Here is a 24,526-nt window from a genome sequence, read left to right as displayed (position 1 = left end):
CCTCTATTGTCGTGATCGCTGCGAGCCTGCGCATGGAAGCGTTACCGTTTCAAACAATACAAAACATCGGGACAGCCTTCCTCATTCCTACTTCCATCGCTGTATGCGATGGCAACGAAGCCATGCCGCTCATAAAACGCAGCGGCGTCGTGGTTCATTTGGAACGTATAGAGTTGCAGCTCGAGCGCTGTCTGCGACTTAACCGATTCCAGTAAGGCAGTACCGATGCCCTGTCGCTTGTATCGAGGAGATACGTACAACTGATCGAGCCATGCCACCCCATTCGAGACGGAGTGCGCGGCCATGCCGGCGATTTCGCCGTCGCATACGGCCACCGTAACGGCACCCGATGGGATTAGGACGTTGGCGATCCATCTCCGCACGGCCGCATCGGTGTGAACGAGCGGTGCGTACGATGCCAGCGCATGGCGAGACTGCAAATACACGTCGGCCAACTCCCTAGCATCGGCCGGGGTTGCTCCGCGTAATATCAAGGGCATGTATCCACTCCGAAATCGTCAAGACCGCACAACAATAACAAAAATGAATTGACCGAACGCTTGAGAAATCGCTCTCCCGGAGAGGCGCATGCTTCAGTCGAACGTCCGCACGATAGTGGACGCCTTAGTTGCAATCAGCCACGCGCCCTCAACCTGATGCAATACGAAATGATCGTTGAATAGCTTGTTTCCAATCCGCACTCTCACCGTTGCCGTTGAAAGATTGTCCGAAATATTTTCCATCGAGAGGATAGCCTCATCCCTGGGCGCGCCGACGGATTGAGGACTTGGCCTTCCGTTGATGAGTGCCGCGTATTCCTGCGCGGAAAGAATGTGCAGTTGGTCTTCCTGAACCCACTGGACTCGACAGCTCGGATGGAAGATCTGACTGAAGTCACGGCTTTTCGGCTCATAAGCCAAATTGAAATAGTCGTGAATTACAGCGATTAGGGCTTCGGTTTGTGTCATTTCGGGCTTTCCTCAGTCGTTGAGCGCCTCGTACAATGAACGATCCTTTCGCTCTCGAATAGTGCAAATCGGTCATCGCTGCCATTACAGGAAGACATCAATCATGGAAGACCTCGCCGGCGGACTGGTCGGCGGCTTGGTTGCGCTTGCAGCCCTAGCCGAGTCGAAGAGCTTCGGGCGTGCCGCATCTCGTCTAGGCAAGACGCAGCCTGCGATAAGCCGCGCTATTCAACGATTGGAGGACCGGCTGCGAGCAAAGCTCGTGCATCGCACCAGCCGATACGTTGAAGTCACGGATGCTGGGCATGAGCTGTTGTCAAAAGTGCTGCCGTTACTCCAAGGGATCGAAGAAGCGACGATAGGCGCATCGGATCAAACTTCAGTTGTCAAAGGAACGCTACGTGTGGCGTGCGATGCGGCGTTCGCTCGTGTTGTATTAGCGCCGGAGTTAGCCCAGTTTCTGAAGGACCACCCCGCGCTTCAACTGAAGCTGGAGACGCGCAACGACCTCTCGGACTTGGTGAGCGACGGATTCGATCTCGCTATACGGTTCGGACCGCCCTCCGTATCGACCTTGGTCTGTCGCAAACTTTACAGTCCGAGGGTACTAACGGTGGCCGCACCGTCCTACCTTGAGCAACGCGGTCGACCCAAGACGCCGAACGATCTAGTCGATGACGGCCATGAGTGCATCCTGGCCATCGACCCAGCTACCGGCCGGCCCTTCGAATGGGAGTTTTGGCGCGGCAAAGAGAAGGTAAAGGTGGCCGTTCAAGGAAACCTAACCGTCACCGATGCCGGAACGAAACTCGGGGCTTGTCTTGCAGGCTACGGAATCGCGCAGATAATCGACCTAGGCATCGACGCGCACCTGCGTGCCGGCACGCTAGTGCCCGTTCTAACGAACTGGCCCGACGAGACGTTCCCTCTGTATGTCTACTACCCTAGCCGGAATCACGTTCCGGCCAAGGTAAGAGCGTTCATCGACTTTGTCGTCGGCATGATGCCGGGTCTTCTAGAACCGCCACATTCCTCGCCAGCGCGCTAAGCGACGGCCTCCAACGAGGCCGACATGAAAAACGACGAGAAATTTCGATGCCGATGGTCCTCGGCAATATCGGCCTCACTGCGGCGGCAAGCCAGCGGCCATTTGCCACCGTAATACCGGGTGAGTCCAGCCAGCTGGCATGACCCAAGCGCCGTTCGCGCTGAAATCCCACCCTACGAAGCTCGCGGGATCGCTCATTTGCGCCGTTGTCAGGCCGTGGCTCGCCGGCACGCCACCACCGCCGTTCGTCACCCCTGTCGTTTGGACGTTCCAGTAATTGTCGGCGCTCGCCCCGCCCGTATTATTGCCCGCAATGGCGACGGGAGAGCCGCCATCGAACGGGTTCTGGAAGACCGCCCCGGTAATGAACGACTGGCTGATCGCCCCCTTGTTCCGGTAGACGAGCCCCTCCGCGTAGCCGCCAGGGTGGAGGCCTGAGGCCGGTCCAGTCGCGTAGCTCTGAGAAATCGTGCCGTCATTCTCCCCCACCAGTTCGGCCACGCTCATAGTGCCTTGGACTGCGACGTCAGCAGCCGACCGCTCAATGAGCCCCTGATTTTGGCCCACCAAACCGCCGGCCATTACCACGAAAACGTCTAGCGAGCCGCTCGCGAACACGTTTGCGACGAGCCCTTGGTTGATGCCGACGAGCAAACCGGCAGGCGCAAGCGTGATACTGGGACCTCCTTCTACTACCGAGACTACCGAGGAGTAGCTGTTCGTCAGGTTCAGGTTGCGGACCACCCCAGAAGAGCCAATTGCGCCGAAGAGCCCCGCTGACAGCAGCGTGCCGTCGTCCAAATTTACGGGCACGATCGTGATGCCGTTGATCGTATGCCCCATCCCATCGAACTGACCGGAAAACGGCGACGTGAAGCTGCCAATCGAAATGACGCTAGCGCCAGCGCCATCGAGGTTCTTGCCGAGTGCGTAGTTGCCCGTTAGATTTTGTGAGATGTTTTGCAGATCGGCGAGCGAGTTCGCGAGTTCATAGCCGGTGATCTGCGTCGTCAGCCCGCTACCGGTGGCCGGCGTCCATACTGCATTCGCGCGAAGGGTGCCCGGCGTATAAGTCCCGTTCATGTCGTAGAGGGCGCTCACGATGCCCGTGCTGTGCGACCAGTCGACTGTACCGTTGTTGGTGACGCTGCCGTGATTGTCGATACCGGCTGCGTCGGCCCGCAGCGTGAGGTCGCCGGCGCCTCGATTCTGGATCGTCGCGCCTTTGGCGAGGGCAATCGAACCGTAGGCCCCGAACGTCAGCGATGCGTTGCCGTTCCAAAGAATGTTCGAGCCAACGCCGATGTCGCCTTGCGTTGTCGTGACGTTCACGGAAGTACCGGCGCTCAGGCTGTTCGAGAGCGCGACGCTGACCGGCCAGTTGACGGCCAGACTAGGGGCGGTGATGTTCCAGATACCGGCCACGACAGTGGTGGGGCCGTATAGGCAAGGCGAGAACGTCGCGGCAATCGTGTCGACGATGCCGCCCGTGCCGTCGGCATTCGTCGCATCGACTCGTCCGGCTTGCTTCACGTAGCCGGTGTCCGCGACAAGCCACACGTGGCCGTCGCGTGCCGCCGTCCCGGTCGCCCGGACCACCGAATGATTGCCGCCGAACGCGTAGATGTTGCCGTCGGCGGCTTGCAGGCTAATCTGTGCCGCCTGCAATGTGCCGCTGTTCCTCACGGAGCCGTGGCTGCCTGTCTGCACGAACACTTGCCGGCTCGAGATCGAATCTTGCAGCAGCACCGTTTGGCCGGCAGCGAGTTCGACCGAGCCCGTCGGCGCCGAGATGCTGCCGAAATTGCTAACCATCTTGCGCGCGATCAGGAAGACGTCTCCGCCGCTCGAACCGATCGTGCCGAGGTTGACGATTTGCGCGGTTGAGTTGCCGGTGAGCGTCAGCGCACCGCCCGCCATGAACGCGGCGTTATCCGCATCGAGCGTCGTTGCGACGAAACGGCCGCCCGTCGAAATGACACCGGTGGGACCGACGACCACGCCATGCGGGTTGATCAGATAAACGCTACCGGTGGACGAAAGTGTCCCTCCAATCCACGACAGGAAACTGCCGGTGACCCGATTGAGCGTGGTGCCGCTGCCGTTGTCGATGTCGACGCGATTGCCATGGCCGATCGAAAAGCTCGTCCAGTCGATAATGCCGCGGTTCGACGTCTGATTGATCGTCAACTGCCTGCCAGTGCGATCGAACGAGCCTGTGCCGGCGACGAATTGACCGCCGCTCGGCAGCGGGCCGGCGTGCGCGTGAACCGACGTGAACAAGACGGCGACGGCGAACGAAATAGCGGAAACGGATCTTGCTTTATACGATGCGGAATTTGACGGTTTCATGGTCTCACTCTTAGTGGTTCCGTCGCCCTGGCCGCGCGGCAACGGCACGGCGCTATTGCGGACGCCGTGTTGTGCATTGCATAAGGACAAACCAATGAAGCGCTGACTCGCCAATGTCGGCAGGCTGGAATAGCAAAGTCGAATAGGTCAGATAAGTCGATATCGAGGGTAGGCGTTCGCCACCGCGAATTCGCGGCGAAATCGGTCAATCCTTAGCTGTTTCTCGCCCGCTTCATTGAGAAAATTGCGCCGAAACTCGGGATCGCGCCGGAAAGACCATTCAGAAAGCGACGAACGGGCCAGCGAATCGCCCACTGGCCCGGCATATGCGCCGCGCGCTCGTCGACGTCAACTCGAAGGAGACCTGTCAATCCACCATTCCGGAAATGCCATTTCTTGAATTTCTTGATTTTGGACAAATACTTGCATTTTTGACTGTTACCGACGGCGCACCATCCGCTTACAATAACTTGGTGCCCCCAAGCGTGTAATCGCCGAGTTTCGAGAATTCGGTTCTTTCATCAGGTGAACGTTGCATGCGTGTTTTTGCGCGGCTCATGAGCCCCGGTGCAACGCCTACGTCGCCTACCCCTATTCGCTCGACAAACTGCCATGTCGTCTTCACGCATCCTCGCTCCCGCATTGCGCTCGCTCGTCTGTACCGCGGACGAAGCTGCTGCTCATATTCGCCCCAACATGACCGTTGCGATGAGCGGCTTTACCGGATCGGGCTACCCCAAGGCGGTGCCGAGCGCACTGGCTAAGCAGATCGAAGCGGCGCACGAACGCGGAGACGATTTCCGCATCAATGTGCTGACGGGCGCCTCGACGGCTCCTGAGCTCGATGGGGCGCTCGGCCGCGCCGACGGCATCTCCATGCGGCTGCCCTATCAATCGGATCCCACCCTGCGCAGCAAGATCAATGCGGGCGAACTCGAGTACCAGGACATTCACTTGAGTCACGTGGCTCAATACGCGTGGTTCGGTCTGTTCGGCGAGATCGATGTGGCGATCGTCGAAGTCGCGGGCATCCGCGAAGACGGGCTCTTGATTCCTTCCGCCTCGGTCGGCAACAACAAGACCTGGCTCGAGTTGGCCAAGAAAGTGATCCTCGAAGTGAACGCCCGTCAGCCGGCCGGTCTCGACGGGATGCACGATATCTACTATGGCACCGCGCTGCCGCCGAACCGCAAGCCGATTCCGTTAACCAAGACCAGCGATCGCATCGGCGAGCCGTATTTGCGATGCCCCGCCGACAAGATCGTCGCGATCGTGGAGACCGATGCACCGGACCGCAGCAATGCCTTTTCCGCACCGGACACGACGTCGAAGCAGATTGCCGGGCATTTGCTCGATTTTCTGCGTCACGAAGTTTCGCGCGGTCGCCTGCCGGCGAATCTGCTGCCCTTGCAGTCGGGGGTCGGCAACATCACGAATGCGGTACTCGCGGAGCTGAGCTCCGCCGGGTTCTCGAATCTGACGGCGTATACGGAGGTGATTCAGGACGGGATGCTCGACTTGCTCGCCGACGGCACGCTTAGCTTCGCGTCGGCGACGGCGCTGTCGCTGAGCCCGGACGCAGTGAAACGCTTCGCGAACGAAATCGACGCGCTGCGCGATAAGATCGTCCTGCGTCCGCAAGAGATCAGCAACCATCCGGAACTGGTGCGCCGCCTAGGCTGTATTGCTATGAACGGGATGATCGAGGCCGATATCTACGGCAACGTCAACTCGACGCATGTGATGGGCACGAAGATTCAGAATGGCATCGGAGGGTCGGGAGATTTTGCGCGCAACGGATATCTGTCGTGCTTCATGTCGGCCAGCACGGCGAAGGACGGGGCGATCTCCCGGATCGTGCCGATGGCGAGCCACGTCGATCATACGGAGCACGATGTGGCCGTGGTCGTGACCGAGCAGGGCATCGCCGATCTACGCGGACTCTCGCCGAAGCAGCGCGCGAGGAAAATCATCGCGAACTGTGCACATCCAGATTTCAGGCCGATGCTCGAGGATTATTTCGAGCGTGCGTGCCATGAAAGCTTTGGCAAGCAGACGCCGCATTTGCTGGCCGAATCGCTCAGTTGGCACGAACGCTTCGTGCGCACCGGTTCGATGAAACCTTAGAGAAGGGGGACGTCATGACCAAACGCAGGTTTCGCATCGTAGCGAAGGGGCTGTTGATCGTTGCTTCGCTCTACCTATCCACGTCCCATGCGCAATTGGGCAACCTTCTCAATCAAGGCGGCAACAGCGGTTCGTCGGGTGGACTGCCTAACCTAGGCGGGTTAGGTAAAGGACTCTCGGTTCAATCGCTGACATCCGGCAGTACCGGCAACGTCGCGGGTGTTCTGGAATTTTGCATCAAGAACAACTATCTTGGCGGCGGCGCAACGTCGGTCAAGGATGCCCTGATAGGCAAGCTTGCGGGTGGTTCACCTTCGTCCGACAGCGGTTATGCGGACGGTTCGAAGGGCATTCTCAACAGCGGTGATGGCCAACGACTCGATTTGAGCGGCGGCGGCCTGCAAAAGCAGGTCACAAAGCAGATATGCGACAAGATTCTTGCCCAAGGAAAATCGATGTTGTAAGCGGGTATCCCCAATGGATTGTCCGGAATCGCACTTTTGGAACCAGCCCTCTGCTGCATTGCAAGCCTGTTTGGCATCATCGCCGGACGGCTTGAGCCACTCCGAAGCATCCCAAAGGGCCATACGCTTCGGTCCGAATACACTGCGCTCCCGCGGTGAACGATCCCTCATCTTCCAGTATCTGAGCCACTTCAGAAATCCGCTGGTGATGATCCTGCTCGCCGCCAGCGCCGTATCGGCGCTAACGGGCGAGATCACCGGATTCGTGGTCATCTGGGTCATCGTTGTCATCAGCGTGACGCTGGATTTCGTTCAGGAATATCGCGCAGGGCGCGCTGCGGAACAGCTCAAACAAACGGTTGCCGTTCGCGCGAACGTGTTACGTGATGGACATCCGCAGGAAGTGCCGATCGCCACGCTGGTTCCCGGCGATGTCGTTCTGCTTGCCGCCGGGGATCTGATGCCGGCAGATTGCCGCTTGATCGAGGCCAAGGATTTCTTTGTCAACCAGGCATTGCTGACGGGTGAATCCTACCCAGTCGAGAAGCATGCGACCGACCTTGCCGAGCCGACGAGCGACCTCAGCCAAGCCGAGAACGCTATCTTCATGGGAACGTCCGTGATCAGCGGAATGGCAAAGGCGATGGTGTGCCGGATCGGGGCGGCTACCGCCGTCGGCAACGTCGCCGATTCCCTCGTGGCCAAGGCTCCGCCCACCGCTTTTGAGCTGGGTACGCATAGTTTCGGCATGTTGATCATGCGCTTGACCGTCCTGCTGGTGCTTTTCGTATTTCTGGTCAACGCACTGTTCCATCGCCCCTTCCTGGAGTCGTTCCTCTTCGCTATCGCGCTTGCGGTCGGGCTGACGCCGGAACTCCTGCCGATGGTGGTGACGGTCACCCTCTCGCGCGGCGCACTGTGCATGGCTCGGCAGCATGTCATCGTCAAGCAGCTCGCCGCGATTCATAACCTCGGCAGCATGGACGTCCTGTGCACCGACAAGACGGGCACGCTGACCGAGGCACGCATCCATTTGGAGCGACATCTGAATGCGCAAGGGCAAGATAGCGCGCAGGTGCTGCGACTGGCTTACCTCAATAGTTATTTTGAAACCGGCCTCAAAAGCCCCTTGGATGCCGCCATCCTCGAGCACAGGGAGATCGAGGTCGGGCAGTGGCGCAAGATCGACGAGGTACCGTTCGATTTCGAGCGCAGGCGTGTCTCGGTGTTGGTCGACGATGCTCAGCAGCGATTGCTAGTGGTCAAGGGGGCGCCCGAGGACATCCTCAAACTTTCGACGCGATACGCCAGAGGCGAGGCACTGGCAACGCAACCTCTGGACGAGGGCGCACTCGCGAGTATTCAGGCATTGCACGACAGTCTTGAGCGAGAAGGCTTCAAGGTGCTCGGCATCGCGTGGCGATCGGTCGCGCCGGACTACGCGCACGCGGTACTGAGCGATGAAACCGAGCTAATCTTTGCCGGCTTTGCGGCCTTCCTCGATCCCCCCAAGCCCAGCGCGGCCAAAGCGCTCAAAGACTTGGCCGAGATTGGCGTGGACGTCAAGATCGTCACAGGCGACAGCGAGCTGGTGACCCGACACGTGTTTGCACAACTTGGCCTGCCGGTCACGGGGGTGCTTACCGGCAACGAGATCCAGCAAATGGACGACCCCTCCCTCGCGGTGCAGTTAAAGCACACCAACTTGCTTTGCCGGGTCACGCCGGCGCAGAAAAACCGCGTCATCCTGAGCTTGAAAGCTCACGGGCATACCGTCGGTTATCTTGGCGATGGGATCAACGACGCCCCCTCGCTTCACTCCGCGGATATCGGCATTTCGGTCGATAGCGCAGTAGACGTCGCCAAGGCGGCGGCAGCGATGATCTTGCTGCGGCAAGACTTGAACGTATTGCGTGCCGGCGTGCTGGAGGGCCGACGGACCTTCGCCAACATCATGAAGTACATCATGATGGGAACCAGCTCGAATTTCGGCAACATGTTTAGCATGGCGGGCGCAACGATGTTTCTCGCCTTCTTGCCGATGCTGCCGGCGCAGATTCTTCTCAACAACCTCCTTTACGATGTTTCGGAACTGCCCATTCCGATGGATAACGTGGATGACGATTTCCTTACCCATCCGAAGCATTGGGATACGAAGTTCATTCGCAATTTCATGTGGGTGGTCGGCCCAGTGAGTTCGGTCTTCGACTTTCTGACGTTTTTCATCATGTTGAAGGCCTTCCGTGCGGGTGAGGCGCTATTCCACACCGGCTGGTTCATCGAATCGATCGCCACTCAGGTATTGGTGATATTTGTTATTAGAACCCAGCGAAGTCCATTCAAGAGCAGACCAAGTCGAGTCTTGACGATTACGTCGCTCGCGGTCGTGCTAATTGCCGGCGCATTGCCCTTCATGCCGTTTGCCGCGCTTCTCGGCTTCGTCGCACCCCCGCCTCAGTTCTTCCTGATCCTATTGGCGATGCTGCTCTGCTATTTAGTCACCGTGGAATGGATAAAGCGACTGTTTTACCGCCACTTCGCGGCACACTGAGGCGGCAAGGTGCTGGGGGGGGCCGAGGAACGCGTTGATCGAGCGCGCTTGGCGGCGAGATAAGCCACCGGCCGGCCATTCACCATCTTGTATCTGCTTTCGTAAAACGAGTTCGGCGTACGTGCGATGCGATCATTTCCCCGCACGACGCGGGACCTTGCGGCGCGTGCAATCACGCATTCGAGTTGCCGCCACGAATGAACGAGTAGCGATCGATGTCGGCTCTCAAGGCCCATCCTTGGCTCTTCCAATATGAATGCGCGAGTCGATTCGACTTGAGAACATCGACATGGCTCTTAACAATCCCGAGGCTTTCAAGTTCGTCTAAACATGTCGTGACCAGCGCATTGGCAATTCCCTTCCGGCGATGGGCCGGCTCCACGACGAGATGCTGCAAATATCCACGGCGACCGTCATGTCCGGACATGAGGCAGCCCACTATGCCGTCGCCGACTGTTGCTACCAAGCTCAAGCCTGGATTGCGCTCAAGGTATCGTTGAGTAGCCGCTCGCGAGTCGGCATCTCTGAAAGTCACGCCCGGCGTTCTCTTCATCAATTCGATGACAGCATCGTAGTCTTCGATCGTCATTGTCCGAATCTTAACCATCTCATCTCCCCTACCGTTCGCTTTGCTCTACGGTAACAGCGCAATCGGAAAACCGCTCCCGTGCCGTGCGATCAAGCCAGTCCATACGCTTTCCGCGCTAACGCCAACGCCAGCACCTCGGCCGGGTCCACCAGCGTCCATTGTCGAGCTTCGTCAACGAACGGCATCGCGAGCGGAATCTCCGTGCATGCCATCACCATCGGCAAATCGCCGTGCCGTTCGTGCAGCACCCTGCCCACCGCGGCGAATCGCTCTCGTGCAAGGTCGAGCCGGCCGGCCTTGACGCCGTCGTAGATGCCCTCCATCAGCGCGCCGCGCTCCGCAGCAGAAGGCAACACGCAGCCGATCCCGCACGCATCGAGCGCCTCTTGATAGAGCGCCATCCGGTACGTTCCATCCGTTGCCAACAACATCGCCGATGTGACGCCCGACGCGCGTAGATGCGCCGCCGTTTCCCGCGCGATATGCAGCAGTTCGACGTCCGGCTGCGCTTGCTGCAAAACCGCCTGCCACGCGTGTGCGGTATTGCAAGCAACCGCCACGGCGCGAGCGCCGAGCCCCACGAGCCGCTCGATCGCCAACGACATGCCTTCCAGCGGCTGGGGCGCATTCGGATCGAGCAACGCCGCGCTGCGGTCCACCACCGGAATCTGCGCGAGCCAATGCTCGGGAAACGCTTGATCGACGATCGGCGTGTCGTGCTCGCGCAAACAGCGCTCGCACGCCGACAAGAACAGACGCACGAAATCGACACCGGCAGCGGGCCCCATTCCCCCGAGGATACCGACGGGATAGCGTGCACTCAGTCTCGCCTTGAGCTCAGGTCGTGAAACGCCGGACACGAAGCACGTGCCGGTCGGCAGGAGCGGGTCAGTAGTCATCGCGATACGGGTGGACAAACATCAGATTAGGGTTATCCCCAATGAAACTATATTTTCGTCCTGGCTATTGTGGCGAAAAAATATTTTCATGTCCAAATTCTCAACCGTATTCGGAGTGCAATGAGCAAGTCAGAGGCTTCCGTCGTCGACCGTATCGCGCAGGTGTTGCCCTCGTTGAGCGACGCGCATCGGCGCCTTGCCGACTACGTGCTAGCGAAGCCGTTCAAGGTCGCCGTGATGACCATCGACGAGTTCGCGAGTGCCTGCGAGGTATCCAACGCAACAGCCAATCGCTTTGTGCGCAAGCTTGGCTTACCGGGGTATCCGCAGTTTCGGGCGCTCCTTGCGCAAGGCTTCGAGCAAGCGCTCGCACCGGTGGAGCGTCTGCGCCTGGAGCGCACGCGCGCGGCATCGGCCGCGGATATCTTTTCCGCGTCGCTGTACGAGGACCAACGCAATTTCGAACTGACCCGGATGTCGCTCAGCGCCGACGAGTGCGAAAAAGCCGTACAGGCGGTGCTTAGCGCGCGCCGGATTTTCGTTCTCGGCTTCGGCTCCAGCGGGTTTCTCGCCGGATTCTTGCAACGCAATCTCACGGTGCACTGCGACGTCGTGAAAAGCCTCGCAACGCTGGGCGGCGTCTCCGAAGCGGCTCGCCAGATCTCGCGCGTGCGCAAGGGCGATCTGCTGATCTCGATCTGCTTTCCGCGCTATCTCGCGGACACGGTCACGCTGACGAAAGCGGCTCGAGACGCCGGCGCCGACGTACTCGCCATCACCGACAAGCCCACCTCGCCCCTCGCCAAGCACGCCGACATCTGCCTGTATGCATCGAGCGAACGCCAGTACCTCTCCAACTCGGAAACGGCGGCGCTCGGCATGATCGAAGCGCTGTCGGCGGCGGTTGCGCACCGCTCCGAAAACTCGCTCGACGACGTGGCGCAGCTGACCGAAGCGGTGATGCCATGGCTGAACAACCAGGACGAAAACGATGACTGACGCTGTATTGGCGATCCACGGCGGCGCGGGCGCAATGGCACGCGCGCAAGCCACCGTCGAAATGCGCGAGGCGTACGAAACCGCGCTCGCTCGCATCTTGCAAGATGCGGGCCGAGTGCTGGAGCAAGGCGGCAGCGCACTCGACGCGGTCACCGAAGCCGTGCGCCTGCTCGAAGAATGCCCGCTCTTCAATGCAGGGCATGGTGCCGTGTTCACGAGCGCCGGTACGCACGAGCTCGACGCATCGATCATGGACGGCCGCACGCTCAACGCCGGAGCCGTGGCCAATCTGCGTACGGTGCGCAATCCCGTGCTCGCGGCGCGCGCGGTGATGGAGCGCAGCCAACATGTCATGTTCGTCGGCGAAGGCGCCGAGGCGTTCGCGCGAGCGCAAGGGCTCGAATGCGTGGACCCGTCGTTCTTCTCCACGCCGCTGCGCCGCGAACAGCTCGAACGCGTGCAGCAAACCGATGTGCAGCACACTGCGCTCGATCACGATGCCGCTGCGACCGGCGCGGTGCCGTTGTCGTTTGCTCGCGCCCCGCAAAACGCAGCGCCGCTCGACGAAGACCGCAAGCTCGGCACGGTCGGCGCCGTGGCGCTCGATGCACACGGCAACCTCGCCGCCGCGACTTCGACGGGCGGCATGACCAACAAGCAGCCGGGCCGCGTCGGCGACGCACCGATCATCGGCGCCGGATGCTATGCGGACAACCGCACCTGCGCCATCTCGACCACGGGCAGCGGCGAAATGTTCATCCGCATGGTCGTGGCGCACGACATCGCGGCACGCATGGAATACGGCGGTGCGTCGCTGGATGAAGCCGCGCATCACGTGGTCCACGAGAGGCTGCCGCAAATCGACGGACGCGGCGGTTTGGTCGCCGTCGATGCGCAAGGCAACGTCAGCATGCCGTTCAACACGGAAGGGATGTACCGGGGCTTCATTCGCGCAGGACAGCCCCCGGTCGTCGCCATCTACAAGTAAATCGACCACGGGCGTTCGCGAGGAGCAAGCCCGGCTCTTTTCTTCGGAAGAATCACGATGAGCGAGAAAACTGCCGCCTTCGCGGACATGGCGACCGAGCGGGTTGTCCAAGTTGAAGACCTGAGCGTCGAGTTCAGAGGATCCGAGCGCACCGTCGAGGCGGTCAAGCATCTTTCGTTTCATATCGACCGCGGCGAAACGCTTGCGATCGTCGGCGAATCGGGCTCGGGAAAGTCGGTCACGTCGCTCGCGCTGATGCGACTCGTCGAGTACGGCGGCGGCCGCATCACCGGCGGTCGTCTCGGGTTTCGCCGGCGCGGGGGGCAGACGGTCGATATCGCACAATGCTCGGGGCAACAGATGCGCGCGATGCGCGGCGCCGATCTGGCGATGATCTTCCAGGAGCCGATGACGTCGCTCAACCCCGTGTTTCCGGTGGGCGAACAAATCGCCGAGTCGATCCGCCTGCACCAAGGACTCGGCGCGGAGCAAGCACGTGCGCAAGCGCTGCGCATGCTCGACCAGGTACGCATCCCCGACGCGAAAAATGTGCTTGGACGCTATCCGCATCAACTGTCGGGCGGTATGCGCCAGCGCGTAATGATCGCGATGGCGCTTGCCTGCAAGCCGGCGCTTCTGATCGCGGACGAACCGACGACGGCGCTGGACGTGACGGTGCAGGCGCAGATCCTGCAATTGATTCGCGAATTGCAGTGCGAAATGCAGATGGGCGTGATGTTCATCACGCACGACATGGGCGTCGTGGCGGAAGTCGCCGACCGCGTGCTCGTCATGCTACGCGGGGAAGCCGTCGAGACAGGGCCGTCGCAGCAGATCTTCGATGCGCCTTCCCATCTCTATACCCGTGCGCTGCTAGCGGCGGTGCCTCGGCTGGGATCGATGCGCGGCACCGATTCGCCGGAGCGCTTCCCGCTGCTCGCAGGCACCGACGTGGCACCGCAGAAAGCGTCGACCGCGCCCGCCGCCGCAGCGCCGGAGCGCGAGCCCATCTTGAGCGTGCGCGACCTGACTACGCGCTTCGATATCCGCACGGGGCTTTTGAGCCGCGTCACGCGTCGCGTGCATGCGGTCGAAAAGATTAGCTTCGATCTACATCGCGGCGAGACCTTGGCGCTAGTGGGCGAATCGGGTTGCGGTAAATCGACGACCGGCCGTTCGCTGCTACAACTGGTCAAGAGCCAGAGCGGCCAAATCATGTTCGACGGCCAGGACATCAGCCGTCTCCACGGCGACGCATTGCGCGACCTGCGCCGGCATATCCAATTCGTATTTCAGGACCCGTTGGCCTCGCTCGATCCGAGGCTGACGGTCGGCTACTCGATTATGGAGCCGATGCGCATCCATCGCCTATACGCGACTCGCGAGGCGGAAGCACGCATGCGTTATTTGCTCGAGCGCGTGGGCTTGCCCTTTGACGCGGCGCAGCGCTATCCGCACGAGTTCTCGGGTGGACAGCGTCAGCGGATTTGCATTGCGCGGGCGCTCGCCACGAACCCGAAGGTCGTGATTGCCGACGAATCGGTGTCTGCACTCGACGTTTCCATTCAAGCGCAGATCGTGAACTTGCTGATCGACTTGCAGCGCGAAATGGGCATGGCCCTGTTGTTTATTTCGCACGACATGGCCGTGGTGGAACGCGTGAGTCATCGGGTGGCGGTCATGTATCTCGGCCAAATCGTCGAGATCGGCTCGCGCCGCGACATCTTCGAAAACCCCCAGCACCCCTATACCAAACGGTTGATGGCAGCCGTGCCCGTCGCGGACCCGCAGCGGCGCCATCTCGACCGGAAGCTGCTGTCGGGCGAAATCCCAAGCCCGATCCGCGACGTAGGCGACGAACCCGTCGTCGCCCCGCTCAAGCAGATCGACAAAGACCACTACGTCGCGCAGCACGCCATTGCCGCGCAGTTTTGATGCACCCACCCGCAACGAGGAGTTCAACCATGCGAACGTTTCGCGCGAAACAATGGATAGGGGCCGCCGCGCTGGCCTTTGGGGTTTTCACCGCCCCGATGGCGATGGCCGCGAAGGACGTGACCGTCGCGGTGCCCATCACGCTCGATTCGCTGGATCCGTACAACACGAATTCGACGCTGGCGCAGGCCGTCGGCAAGTCGTATTACGAGGGGCTGTTCGGGTTCGACAAGAACCTGAAAGTCCAGCCGCTGCTCGCGGAGAGCTACACGGCGAGCCCGGACGGGCTGAGCTATATCTTCAAGCTCCGTCAGGGCGTGAAGTTCCAGGACGGGACGGACTTCAATGCCGAAGCGGTCAAGGTCAACCTCGACCGCGTGCTCGACAAGAGCAACGGGCTTGCACGCTACAACCAGTTCAATCGCATCAAATCGGTGACCGTGGTGGATCCTTATACGGTCAAGATCGAACTCAACGAGCCGTTCTCGGCGCTCATCAACGCGCTTGCCCATCCGTCCGCGATGATGATCTCGCCGACGGCGCTGAAAAAATGGGGCAAAGACATTGCGCTTCATCCCGTCGGTACGGGCCCGTTCGAATTCGTCGAATGGAAACCGGCCGAGTACCTGAAGGTCAAGAAGTTCGACGGCTATTGGCACAAGGGCTATCCGAAGATCGACACGCTGACCTTCCGCACGGTGACCGATAACAACACTCGCGCGGCGGTCGTGCAAACGGGCGAGGCGCAGTTCGCGTATCCGGTGCCGTACGAGCAAGCGAGCATCCTGAAGGCGAATCCGAAGCTTAATTTGGTCGCGACGCCGTCGATCACGACGCGCTATGTGTCGATGAACACGCTACAAAAGCCGTTCGACGACGTGCGGGTACGCGAGGCCGTCAACTATGCAATCAACAAAGACGCGCTTGCCAAGGTCGCATTCGCCGGCTACGCCTTCCCGGCTCAAGGCGTGGTGCCGCAGGGCGTAGCGTTCGCGGACAAGATGGCCCCGTGGCCGTACGACCCCGCGAAGGCGCGCGAGTTGCTGAAGGAAGCGGGATACCCGACGGGTTTCTCCACGTCGCTGTGGTCGGGCTATAACGACGGTACGTCGGCAAAGGTCGTGCAGTTTATCCAGCAGCAACTTGCACAAGTCGGCATCAAGACCTCGATCGAAATGCTCGAGTCCGGCCAGCGCGTGCAGCGTGTCCAGACCGTGAAGGATCCGAAAACCGCGCCGGTACGCATGTACTACGGCGGGTGGTCGGCTTCGACGGGCGAGGCCGATTGGGCGCTGCGTCCGCTGCTGACCACCAACGGTTGGCCGCCCGTGTTCTACAACACGGCGTACTACTCGAATAAGGACGTCGACAAGGATATCTCCGATGCGCTCTTGATCACCGACGCCGCCAAGCGAGAACAGCTCTACGCCGATGCGCAGCAGCGCGTTTGGAAGGACGCACCGTGGGCGTTTCTCACGACGGATCGCAATCTGTCGGTGCAGAGCAAAAGCTTGACCGGTTTCTATGTCATGCCCGATAGCTCGTTCAACTTCAGCGACGTCGATCTGACGCAATAAGCGGATCACGCATCCGGTATCGGAGCGCGGGCGGGACGCCCCTCTCGCGCTCGTCAACGCGGACTTGCCATGTTTGTCTATATCGTCAAGCGGCTTCTCGGCGCCGTCCCCACCCTGGTATTCGTCGCGGTCGCGGTGTTCCTGTTCGTGCATGTGTTGCCGGGCGATCCGGCCCGCCTCGCGGCCGGGCCCGATGCGGATGAAGCGACCGTCACACTTGTGCGCCACCAACTCGGACTGGATTTGCCGATGCCCGAGCAGTTCGTGCGCTACTTCGATCGCGTGCTGCACGGCGATCTGGGCCAATCGCTACGGACGAAGCGACCGGTATCCCAAGAGATCGCCGACCGCTTCATGCCTACGTTCGTCCTGACGATCACCAGCATGGTGTGGTCGGTCGTATTCGGGCTCGTGGTGGGTGTCGTGTCGGCGGTCTGGCGCAACCGCGCGCCGGATGCGGTCGGCATGACGCTCGCCGTATCGGGCATCTCGTTCCCGGCGTTCGCTCTCGGCATGGTGTTGATGCAGATCTTTTCGGTTCAGCTCGGCTGGCTACCGTCGATCGGCGCCGGGTCGTGGCAGCACTACATCTTGCCGTCGATCACGCTCGGCGCCGGCGTGGCCGCGGTCATGGCGCGCTTCACGCGCGCCGCGTTCGTCGAGGTGATGCAGGAAGACTACGTGCGTACGGCGCGGGCCAAGGGCCTGTCCGAGTGGTTCGTCGTCGTCAAGCACACGTTCCGCAATGCGTTGATCCCGGTCGTGACGATGATGGGCCTTCAGTTCGGCTTTCTGCTCGGCGGCTCGATCGTCGTGGAGGCGGTGTTTGCTTGGCCGGGTATGGGCAGTCTGCTCGTCGATTCCGTGAACATGCGCGACTACCCCGTGATCCAGGGGTTGATCTTGTTGTTCTCCGTCGAGTTCATCGCGATCAACATCGTCGTGGACGTCCTGTACGGATTGATCAATCCGACCATCCACTATCAGTAAGGGTGCCGCCATGAATCGAATCGAAGCCCCCGCGTTGCGCATGAACGTCGCACCGGAAGGCCGCGTGCGCACGCCAGCCCGCGAGTTCTGGCGTAAATTCCGCAAGCAGAAGCTGGCCATGTGGGCCGGCGTATTCGTGCTGCTGCTCGTGCTCGTTGCAATCGTCGCACCGTTGATCGTACCGTTCGATCCGGAAAACTACTTCGACTACGACGCGTTGAACGCCGGTCCGTCCTGGCTGCATTGGATGGGGGTGGATGCGCTCGGGCGCGACGAGTTCAGTCGCATCGTGATGGGCTCGCGCATTTCGTTGGCTGCGGGCTTCGTCTCCGTGGCACTGGGTGCTGTCGTCGGCACGGTCATGGGCCTGCTGGCGGGCTACTACGAAGGCTGGTGGGACCGCATTGCAATGCGGGTATCGGACGTGCTGCTCGCCTTCCCCGGCATTTTGCTCGCCATCGGCGTGGTGGCGGTTTTAGGCTCGAGCATGGTCAACGTCATCATCGCCGTCGCCGTTTTCAGCGTGCCGGCATTCGCGCGACTCGTGCGCGCGAGCACGCTATCGATCAAGCACATGCTTTATATCGAGGCGATGCGTAGCATCGGCGCGTCGGACTGGGTAATCATCTTCCGCCACATCCTGCCCGGCACGATTTCTCCGATCGTGGTGTATGGGACGATGCGCATCGGCACGTCGATCATCACGGCGGCGAGCTTGTCGTTTCTCGGTATGGGCGCACAACCGCCGACGCCCGAGTGGGGCGCCATGCTCAACGATGCGCGCTCGGACATGATGCTGGCGCCGCACGTGGCGATCTTCCCCGCGGTCGCGATCTTTCTGACCGTCCTTGCATTCAATCTGCTCGGCGACGGGCTGCGCGATGCGCTCGACCCCAAGCTCGACCGGTGACGCGAGCCGGTATCCACTAGTGAACTCAAGGTGTCGAATGCCAGAACAACCATCCGGCGCGTCTGGTGCAGACGTTTCCGAAACGCTCCCGAGGATCGGCGTTCTTCCGTCGGGACCGCGCGATCTGATCAGCGACGTCCCCGGCGTCACGGTCGGACATGCGACGCTCGACCATGGCGACGTTCAGACCGGGGTCACCGTCGTCATGCCCGGTGAAGGCGATACGTTTCTACGAAAAGTGCCGGCGGCCACGGCGGTCATCAACGGCTTCGGCAAGAGTGCCGGACTCATACAGGTGCAGGAATTGGGCGTGCTCGAAACGCCCATCGCGCTGACGAATACGTTTTCCGTCGGCGCGGTTGCATCCGCGCAAATACGTGCCGCCGTGAGTCGCCATCCGGAGATCGGCCGCGAATGGTCGACGGTCAATCCGCTCGTGTTCGAGTGCAACGACGGCTACCTGAACGATATTCAGGCGATGGCGGTATCGGCGGAGCACTATGCGAAAGCTTGCCAGGAAGCGACGGCCGAGTTCGCGCAAGGCTCCGTCGGAGCGGGGCGAGGGATGTCGTCGTTCAGCTTTAAAGGAGGCATTGGCTCCGCCTCGCGCATCGCCACGTTACCGAATGACCAACGACATACGTTAGGCGCGCTCGTGCTGGCCAACTACGGGCGCCTCGAGACCTTGACGGTAGCGGGACAGCCGCTTGGGCGCCGCATCGCCGCAAGCAAACCACAAAAGGCCAACGAGCGGGCGGAGCCGGAAAAAGGCTCGATCATTATGATCATCGCGACCGACGCGCCGCTCGATACGCGGCAGCTTGAGCGCTTGGCGAAGCGCTCGGCGGCCGGGCTTGCTCGCACGGGTTCGGTCTACGGACATGGCAGCGGCGACATTGCGCTCGCGTTCAGCTCGGCATGGCGGGTTCCGCATCTGGCGAGCGAGCCGATGCCCGCCGTCAGGATGCTGCACGAATCGATGCTCGATCCGCTCTTCGACGCATGCGCCGAAGCTGTCGAGCAGGCCATCGTCCATGCGCTCTGGCGTGCCACCACCGTCACCGGGAGAGCGGGTCATCGGCGTGAAGCGATAGCGAACGCCGTGCCGAATTGGCGCGACCTGCTGGCGCTTCAGCATTCAAGCGAACGATCACAATGAAAATCCTAATCTCCACCGATATCGAAGGCGTGGCCGGCGTCACTCACGTCGAGCAGACGCGCAACGGCAATCCGGAGTACGAGCGCGCGCGCGCATGGATGACCGACGAGGCCAATGCGGCGATCCGCGGCGCATTCGCGGGCGGCGCGACGGAGGTGATCGTCAACGATTCGCACGGAGGCTTTCGCAATCTGCTGCTCGATCGGCTCGATCCGCGCGCGCAGACGATCACAGGCAAGCCGCGTTACCTGGGCATGATGGCCGGCGTCGAGCAGGATTGCGATGCGGTTTATCTGATCGGCTATCACGCGCGTTCGCAATCCACCGGGGTGCTTGCGCACACGATCAACAGCTTCGCGTTTAGAAGCGTGCGTGTGAATGGCGCCGAGCTTGGCGAGGCGGGGCTTTACGGCGCGCTTGCGGGGGAATTCGGGGTACCGGTTGCGTTGATGTCCGGAGACGACGTTTTCCTGGCCGAGACGGCGCCGACTTTTCCTGGCGCGATCGGCGTGGAAACCAAACGCGCGTACGGCAATACGGTTTGCACGAGCCTTGCGCCGTCTCGCGCGTGTGCGCTCATCGAAGAGGCGGCTAGAGCCGCGCTACCCCATGTACGTGACCTTCAGCCGTATGCGATCCATGGGCCGTTGGAGTGCGAATTGACGACGCAAACGCCTGGCCAAGCCGATTTGTTTTGCCAATGGCCGGATATGCAGCGCGTCGACGGCAGCACGTTGTGTTTTAGCGCCGAGAGCATGCGGTCGTTGGTACGGAAACTCAATTGCCTTTCCGCTATGTCGTTCATGTTGCGCTGATTTGGTGGTGGCAGGCCTCAATATCCGCGACGATGTGCCGTTAAACAAGATCCGGATTGCTGCCTGCAACGAACCGAAAAACGCTGACCGAAAATCGCAGCCGATCTCGGCCATCGCGGCTCACGGCGATCCGATTCATTCCGGCAATAAAAACGACAAGAGGGCGAAATGGCAGAGTGCAGCAATTGTGGAAAGACATTCCTGATCGGTGGGCGATCGATCGACGGGTATCGTTATTGCGGAACACGATGTTCAGATTCGCATTGGATCATTGCAACGGCAGACCAGTTGCCCGCCGAAGTGATTCAGCCGTTGGTGGAGAAATGGCGGCATGGTCCCTGCCCGATATGTAGACGCAACGACAGCCCGATCGACGTGCACGCGGAACACCGGGTGATGTCGTTCCTCATCGCGACGCAATGGTCCACGCGACGCCATGTTTGCTGCCGGCGATGCGGTCAAAAGAAGCAATTCCTTGCGATCCTTCAATCCAGTGTTTTGGGATGGTGGGGCATTCCGTGGGGGCTCATCTTTACCCCGATTCAGATCGTACGGAACTTCGTGGGCGCCAGCAGACGCGACAAGGATTCGGCCACGATACAGTTCGAGCAAGCCGTTCGCAGGCAGGTAGCGGCCCAACAGCTGCAACGCGGGAAAGCCGGCACGTCGGCCTGACGAATATCCGCTGGCCCGAGCGTATCGGGCGGAGGGACGGACCTCGGGCGACTGTATGTTGCACGAGGGAAAGTCCGTTTCAGACGAAATCACGCCGCAGCAGCATTCGTCTGCCTGAGAGAGCGCGTTCAATCCCCTCCGCGGTGTCAATCAAACTTGATCAAGTCCTTAAAGATCAGATGCCCCCAGCTATTTCCGCTTGCCTGCACAAGCAGTCCGCCTTCCGAGAGACCGCCAAGTTGGATCGCCGAAAAGCCGAGATTTTCCGCAAGTGCACCGACCTCGGCCGCGGCGTCGCCATCGTCGCTCGCCAAGAACACCACTCGCCTGCCACCGCTCACGGCCGGATCTTGCTCGAAGACGGCTGCGGGCAAATGATTGAAGCCCTTAACCAGCCTCGCGCCGGCGAAAGCCCGTGCGACGACCTTGGCAGAAGATGGCTCCCCTAGTGCCTCAAGGGGCACGCCGTAGGCATTGGTCACATCGACGATGATCTTTCCCTGCCAGCTCGACAACGCCTTCGCGACGTCCGGGTGCGATTCGAAACGAACCGCCAAAAAGATGACGTCCGCCTTGACCGCTTCCGCCAGTTTTTTGGGAACGATCGCGGGTCCGATCGCGGCCGCGGCGGATGCGAAGCTTTCGGGATCGCGCGTGGTTGCCACGGATACTTCGATACCGCTTCTCGCAAACGCCCTAGCGAGCGCTTGGCCGAACTTGCCGAACCCAATAATTGCGTAGCTCATAGATTCCTCTTTGGTTTTACCGCGCCCTGCTGGACTCGATTATCGAACGGAGCAGCCAGCCGAGCGCTTCCTGCCGGCGGCCGAAGATGAAAACGCGGGCCCCTTCCTCGATGAAGCGCTTTGCCGCGGCGCGGCCGATACCCGTGGGCCACCGGTGATCACAGCGGTCTTTCCATTCAATCCGTTCATGTCGTGCACCCCTGGAACAAAAGCGATAGGTCCGATTCTGGCGCGCTTGATTCATGAAGCCAATTGACTAAATATCTATAGCTGCCATCTACTTTTTCGATAGCCATGCTCGACAACGTCACCATCAATCAACTTCGGGCCTTCGTCGCCGTGTGCGACCAAGGGAGCTTCTCCGGGGCCGCGCGAGAGCTCAAGCGCGCACAGTCGGCGATCAGTCATGCGATCAACGCACTCGAAAGTGCGTTCGATGTGGTGCTGTTCGAGCGCAACGCGCGCAAGGCGACGCTCACGCCTGCGGGCCGCAGCCTCCTGCCCGATGCTCGTGGAGTGATTTCGCGTACCGAAGAAATGAAGATGCGCGCGGTGTCGATTGCGGAAGCCGGGGTACCGCAGGTCTCGATTGCGGTGGACACTTACTTTCCGCGCGCGCATCTAATCGACTGTCTACGTACCGTGCAGGCGGACTTTCCAACGGCTGCAATCAATCTGCGCATGACGACCATGCAGGGTGGCGAGCGTCTGGTTATCGAAGGCACGTGCGCATTGGCGGTGACGATCATGGACGTGCCGGAGCTGAACCCTGGCACCATGGAAAGACTGCATCTATGTGAAGCACGAATGGTGACGGTCTGTGCACCATCGCACCCGTTGGCCGCCATCGCAGGGCCGATTTCGAAAGAGGAATTCGGCCGGCACATCCAGCTCGTCGTAACCGACAACCAGTCCGATGCAGAGAAGACGCAGCAGGGGGTCGCCAGTGAACGTCAATGGCGGGTCAACGATCTCGGCGCGAAGCACGATCTGCTCAGGGGTGGCTTATGCTGGGGGCACATGCCGCAACATATGGTCGAGCAAGACCTCGCAAATGGCGCACTCGTCGAGCTTCGACGGCGCGCATGGCATATGCGTGCTCTCACGTTCATGATTTCACAGCGGCGCGGGTACTCGTTTTCCGAATGCGAAACGCGGCTGGTCGAGCTCCTCGCCGATCCCCAGCGCTTGCCGAAGAAAACCGGCCAGCGCTCTGTCTCGCGCAAAGGCAAAAAAGCGGCCGGCATCCCCGCCCACGCACGGCCTATGCGATGATGCGCCACGATCAGCAAGAGGTAAGAGAATGACTATCCAATTCGATGAGGCAACGACGGCGGCGATCGCCGCGTTTGCGCAACTAGACTTCGATACGGCAATGCAGGCGATGCGCGCCGAGGCCGACTACGACCACGAACGGGACCAATGGATCTCGCGCTACATCGACGAGTATGGCGGCGGCGCGGACGATGCGGAATACGACGCCTTGCACGCGCAAGCCCAAGAAACCCCGGAATATGCGCAGTTCCTCGATTCGGTTCGCAAGGAGATATTGCAATACTTCGGCGTGGACGAAGACCAGCTGGACTGCGTGGTTCTGCTGCGCAATATCGATAGCGATGAGCTGTGGGCGGAGGTCAACCGGCTACGGAGCGAGCTCGGAACCGGTGAAGTGAGCGGAGATCTCTGATCGTCGCTTAGCGTGACGTCGTCCATGACGAACACGTTGTCGTAAATCGCAACTCGTTTATCTTTTCCGAGTTTGCCGCCAGACAGGGGCTCATTCGAAGTATGTTGAGCCCCCTCGAGCAATGAACTCCGGCTAGAGCGTCGCACGAACGGATACGTCCGCTGATACCTTCGTGTGATGGAGCCTCGCCGCTCGAACCTCCAGAATGCGCTAACCGTGATCGATAGCCGTCACCCCGACGGCGCATCGCACCACGCTTTCGCCCGAGGAGGCTTGCGCACCATGGACGTTCAAACTATCCGCGACTTGGCTTTTGCCACACCGCTAAGTCGGCCGGCATATCCGATGGGACCGTACCGCTTCATTCAACGCGAGTTCCTCGTCATCTCTTATCGCACCGATCCGGAACTGCTGCGCGCCGTCGTGCCGGAGCCGTTGGAGATAGCCGAACCGCTCGTGCATTACGAATTCATTCGGATGCCGGACTCCACCGGCTTTGGAAACTACTCCGAATCCGGCCAAGTCATTCCGGTAACGTACGAAGGGCGGCGCGGCAATTACACCCATGCGATGTTTCTCGACGATCATCCGCCGCTGGCCGCCGGGCGCGAACTCTGGGGCTTCCCGAAAAAGCTCGCAAACCCTCGCTTAGCAGTCGAGACCGACACCCTCGTGGGGACGCTCGATTACGGTCCGGTCCGCGTAGCAACGGGCACGATGGGCTACAAACACCAAACGATCGACAGCGATCAGGTTCGCGACGCCCTCGCGAACACCCCGAATTTCCTGCTCAAGATCCTGCCTCATGTCGACGGCTCCGCCCGCGTCTGCGAGTTGGTCTGTTATTTCCTCAAAGACGTCCAGGTGAAAGGGGCATGGACGGGCCCGGCTGCGCTCTCGCTCTTCCCACACGCGTTAGCGCCGGTCGCCTCGCTGCCGGTCCTCGAGGTCGTCGGCGCAAAGCACTACGTCGCGGACCTCACGCTCGGGCTGGGCGAAGTCGTCTACGACTATCTGCGGCGCTAACGAACCCAACGCATGATGCCT

Annotated in this window: 23 protein-coding genes and 1 pseudogene; 17 read left to right on the top strand and 7 right to left on the bottom strand. The window is 60.7% G+C overall.

Annotation, left to right across the window (positions count from 1 at the left end; translation table 11 throughout):
- Positions 1-41 precede the first annotated feature (41 nt).
- Both AB1286_RS21225 and AB1286_RS21220 read right to left on the bottom strand, forming a co-directional pair.
- Positions 42-500 carry an N-acetyltransferase family protein gene (locus tag AB1286_RS21225; protein ID WP_430365225.1) on the bottom strand — a complete coding sequence of 153 codons (459 nt, stop codon included), beginning with the start codon at positions 498-500 and terminating at the stop codon, positions 42-44.
- 93 nt (positions 501-593) lie between these two features.
- Positions 594-968, bottom strand: coding sequence for a nuclear transport factor 2 family protein (locus tag AB1286_RS21220; protein WP_430365224.1), 375 nt, complete (start codon positions 966-968; stop codon positions 594-596).
- A gap of 103 nt (positions 969-1,071) precedes the next feature.
- Between AB1286_RS21220 and AB1286_RS21215 the strand changes: the two genes are divergently transcribed.
- Positions 1,072-2,016, top strand: a complete 945-nt coding sequence (locus AB1286_RS21215) for a LysR family transcriptional regulator (RefSeq protein ID WP_430365223.1) — start codon at positions 1,072-1,074, stop codon at positions 2,014-2,016.
- Positions 2,017-2,091: 75 nt separating this feature from the next.
- Here AB1286_RS21215 and AB1286_RS21210 read toward each other — a convergent pair whose 3' ends face one another.
- Positions 2,092-4,368, bottom strand: a complete 2,277-nt coding sequence (locus AB1286_RS21210; protein WP_430365222.1) for a filamentous hemagglutinin N-terminal domain-containing protein — start codon at positions 4,366-4,368, stop codon at positions 2,092-2,094.
- A gap of 612 nt (positions 4,369-4,980) precedes the next feature.
- On the opposite strand from AB1286_RS21210, the gene AB1286_RS21205 reads away from it, so the two are divergent.
- Genes AB1286_RS21205 through mgtA form a run of 3 tightly spaced genes read left to right on the top strand, consistent with a single transcriptional unit; the run spans position 4,981 to position 9,510 of the window.
- A complete protein-coding gene (locus AB1286_RS21205) occupies positions 4,981-6,495 on the top strand; it encodes an acetyl-CoA hydrolase/transferase family protein (protein ID WP_430365221.1) in 1,515 nt (504 codons plus the stop codon).
- Between the two features lie 14 nt (positions 6,496-6,509).
- Complete coding sequence (locus AB1286_RS21200) at positions 6,510-6,959, top strand: DUF2501 domain-containing protein (protein ID WP_430365220.1); 450 nt, start codon at positions 6,510-6,512, stop codon at positions 6,957-6,959.
- A gap of 13 nt (positions 6,960-6,972) precedes the next feature.
- A complete protein-coding gene (gene mgtA / locus AB1286_RS21195) occupies positions 6,973-9,510 on the top strand; it encodes a magnesium-translocating P-type ATPase (protein ID WP_430365219.1) in 2,538 nt (845 codons plus the stop codon).
- 172 nt (positions 9,511-9,682) lie between these two features.
- On the opposite strand, the gene AB1286_RS21190 is transcribed toward mgtA, so the two are convergent.
- Together AB1286_RS21190 and AB1286_RS21185 are read right to left on the bottom strand one after the other, a co-directional pair.
- Entirely contained in the window at positions 9,683-10,099 is a 417-nt protein-coding gene (locus AB1286_RS21190) for a GNAT family N-acetyltransferase (RefSeq protein ID WP_430365218.1), read from the bottom strand.
- 89 nt (positions 10,100-10,188) lie between these two features.
- The gene (locus tag AB1286_RS21185) at positions 10,189-10,998 is read right to left on the bottom strand and encodes an aspartate/glutamate racemase family protein (protein WP_430365217.1); all 810 of its coding nucleotides are present in this window, start codon (positions 10,996-10,998) and stop codon (positions 10,189-10,191) included.
- A gap of 120 nt (positions 10,999-11,118) precedes the next feature.
- Here AB1286_RS21185 and AB1286_RS21180 point away from each other — a divergent pair, with 120 nt between their 5' ends.
- The 10 genes from AB1286_RS21180 to AB1286_RS21135 all read left to right on the top strand — a co-directional run bounded on the left by AB1286_RS21180 (position 11,119) and on the right by AB1286_RS21135 (position 21,046).
- A complete protein-coding gene (locus tag AB1286_RS21180; RefSeq protein ID WP_430365216.1) occupies positions 11,119-11,997 on the top strand; it encodes a MurR/RpiR family transcriptional regulator in 879 nt (292 codons plus the stop codon).
- Positions 11,990-12,985 carry an isoaspartyl peptidase/L-asparaginase family protein gene (locus tag AB1286_RS21175; protein WP_430365215.1) on the top strand — a complete coding sequence of 332 codons (996 nt, stop codon included), beginning with the start codon at positions 11,990-11,992 and terminating at the stop codon, positions 12,983-12,985. The genes AB1286_RS21180 and AB1286_RS21175 overlap by 8 nt, the downstream gene beginning before the upstream one ends.
- A gap of 57 nt (positions 12,986-13,042) precedes the next feature.
- Positions 13,043-14,920: a dipeptide ABC transporter ATP-binding protein gene (locus AB1286_RS21170; RefSeq protein WP_430365214.1), complete on the top strand. Its 1,878-nt coding sequence runs from the start codon at positions 13,043-13,045 to the stop codon at positions 14,918-14,920.
- 29 nt (positions 14,921-14,949) lie between these two features.
- A complete protein-coding gene (gsiB, locus tag AB1286_RS21165) occupies positions 14,950-16,497 on the top strand; it encodes a glutathione ABC transporter substrate-binding protein GsiB (RefSeq protein ID WP_430365213.1) in 1,548 nt (515 codons plus the stop codon).
- 69 nt (positions 16,498-16,566) lie between these two features.
- Entirely contained in the window at positions 16,567-17,487 is a 921-nt protein-coding gene (gene gsiC / locus AB1286_RS21160; protein WP_430365212.1) for a glutathione ABC transporter permease GsiC, read from the top strand.
- A gap of 10 nt (positions 17,488-17,497) precedes the next feature.
- The gene (gene gsiD, locus AB1286_RS21155) at positions 17,498-18,397 is read left to right on the top strand and encodes a glutathione ABC transporter permease GsiD (protein WP_430365211.1); all 900 of its coding nucleotides are present in this window, start codon (positions 17,498-17,500) and stop codon (positions 18,395-18,397) included.
- A gap of 37 nt (positions 18,398-18,434) precedes the next feature.
- On the top strand, positions 18,435-19,556 hold the full coding sequence (locus AB1286_RS21150) for a P1 family peptidase (RefSeq protein ID WP_430365210.1): 1,122 nt from the start codon (positions 18,435-18,437) through the stop codon (positions 19,554-19,556).
- Entirely contained in the window at positions 19,553-20,371 is an 819-nt protein-coding gene (locus tag AB1286_RS21145; protein WP_430365209.1) for a M55 family metallopeptidase, read from the top strand. Before AB1286_RS21150 ends, AB1286_RS21145 begins: the two co-directional genes overlap by 4 nt.
- Before the next feature lie 7 nt (positions 20,372-20,378).
- Positions 20,379-20,576 (top strand): hypothetical protein, encoded by a 198-nt coding sequence (locus tag AB1286_RS21140; RefSeq protein ID WP_430365208.1) that lies wholly within the window; start codon positions 20,379-20,381, stop codon positions 20,574-20,576.
- Positions 20,540-21,046 carry a hypothetical protein gene (locus AB1286_RS21135; protein WP_430365207.1) on the top strand — a complete coding sequence of 169 codons (507 nt, stop codon included), beginning with the start codon at positions 20,540-20,542 and terminating at the stop codon, positions 21,044-21,046. The genes AB1286_RS21140 and AB1286_RS21135 overlap by 37 nt, the downstream gene beginning before the upstream one ends.
- Positions 21,047-21,192: 146 nt before the next feature.
- Here the strand turns inward: AB1286_RS21135 and AB1286_RS21130 are convergent, their stop codons facing one another.
- Positions 21,193-21,792 carry an NADPH-dependent F420 reductase gene (locus AB1286_RS21130; protein ID WP_430365206.1) on the bottom strand — a complete coding sequence of 200 codons (600 nt, stop codon included), beginning with the start codon at positions 21,790-21,792 and terminating at the stop codon, positions 21,193-21,195.
- A 22-nt stretch (positions 21,793-21,814) separates the two neighbouring features.
- Positions 21,815-21,981 (bottom strand): annotated as a pseudogene (locus tag AB1286_RS21125) (SDR family NAD(P)-dependent oxidoreductase); the annotation flags it as partial.
- Positions 21,982-22,086: 105 nt separating this feature from the next.
- Between AB1286_RS21125 and AB1286_RS21120 the strand changes: the two are divergent.
- The 3 genes from AB1286_RS21120 to AB1286_RS21110 all read left to right on the top strand — a co-directional run bounded on the left by AB1286_RS21120 (position 22,087) and on the right by AB1286_RS21110 (position 24,505).
- The gene (locus AB1286_RS21120) at positions 22,087-23,067 is read left to right on the top strand and encodes a LysR family transcriptional regulator (protein ID WP_430365205.1); all 981 of its coding nucleotides are present in this window, start codon (positions 22,087-22,089) and stop codon (positions 23,065-23,067) included.
- A 28-nt stretch (positions 23,068-23,095) separates the two neighbouring features.
- Positions 23,096-23,479 (top strand): ATP-dependent protease, encoded by a 384-nt coding sequence (locus tag AB1286_RS21115; protein WP_430365204.1) that lies wholly within the window; start codon positions 23,096-23,098, stop codon positions 23,477-23,479.
- A 282-nt stretch (positions 23,480-23,761) separates the two neighbouring features.
- The gene (locus AB1286_RS21110) at positions 23,762-24,505 is read left to right on the top strand and encodes an acetoacetate decarboxylase (protein ID WP_430365203.1); all 744 of its coding nucleotides are present in this window, start codon (positions 23,762-23,764) and stop codon (positions 24,503-24,505) included.
- Positions 24,506-24,526 lie beyond the last annotated feature (21 nt).

Origin of the sequence: Trinickia sp. NRRL B-1857, assembly GCF_050470685.1 — a bacterium.
Classification (GTDB): domain Bacteria; phylum Pseudomonadota; class Gammaproteobacteria; order Burkholderiales; family Burkholderiaceae; genus Trinickia.
This window is presented reverse-complemented; position numbering and strand designations above follow the sequence as displayed.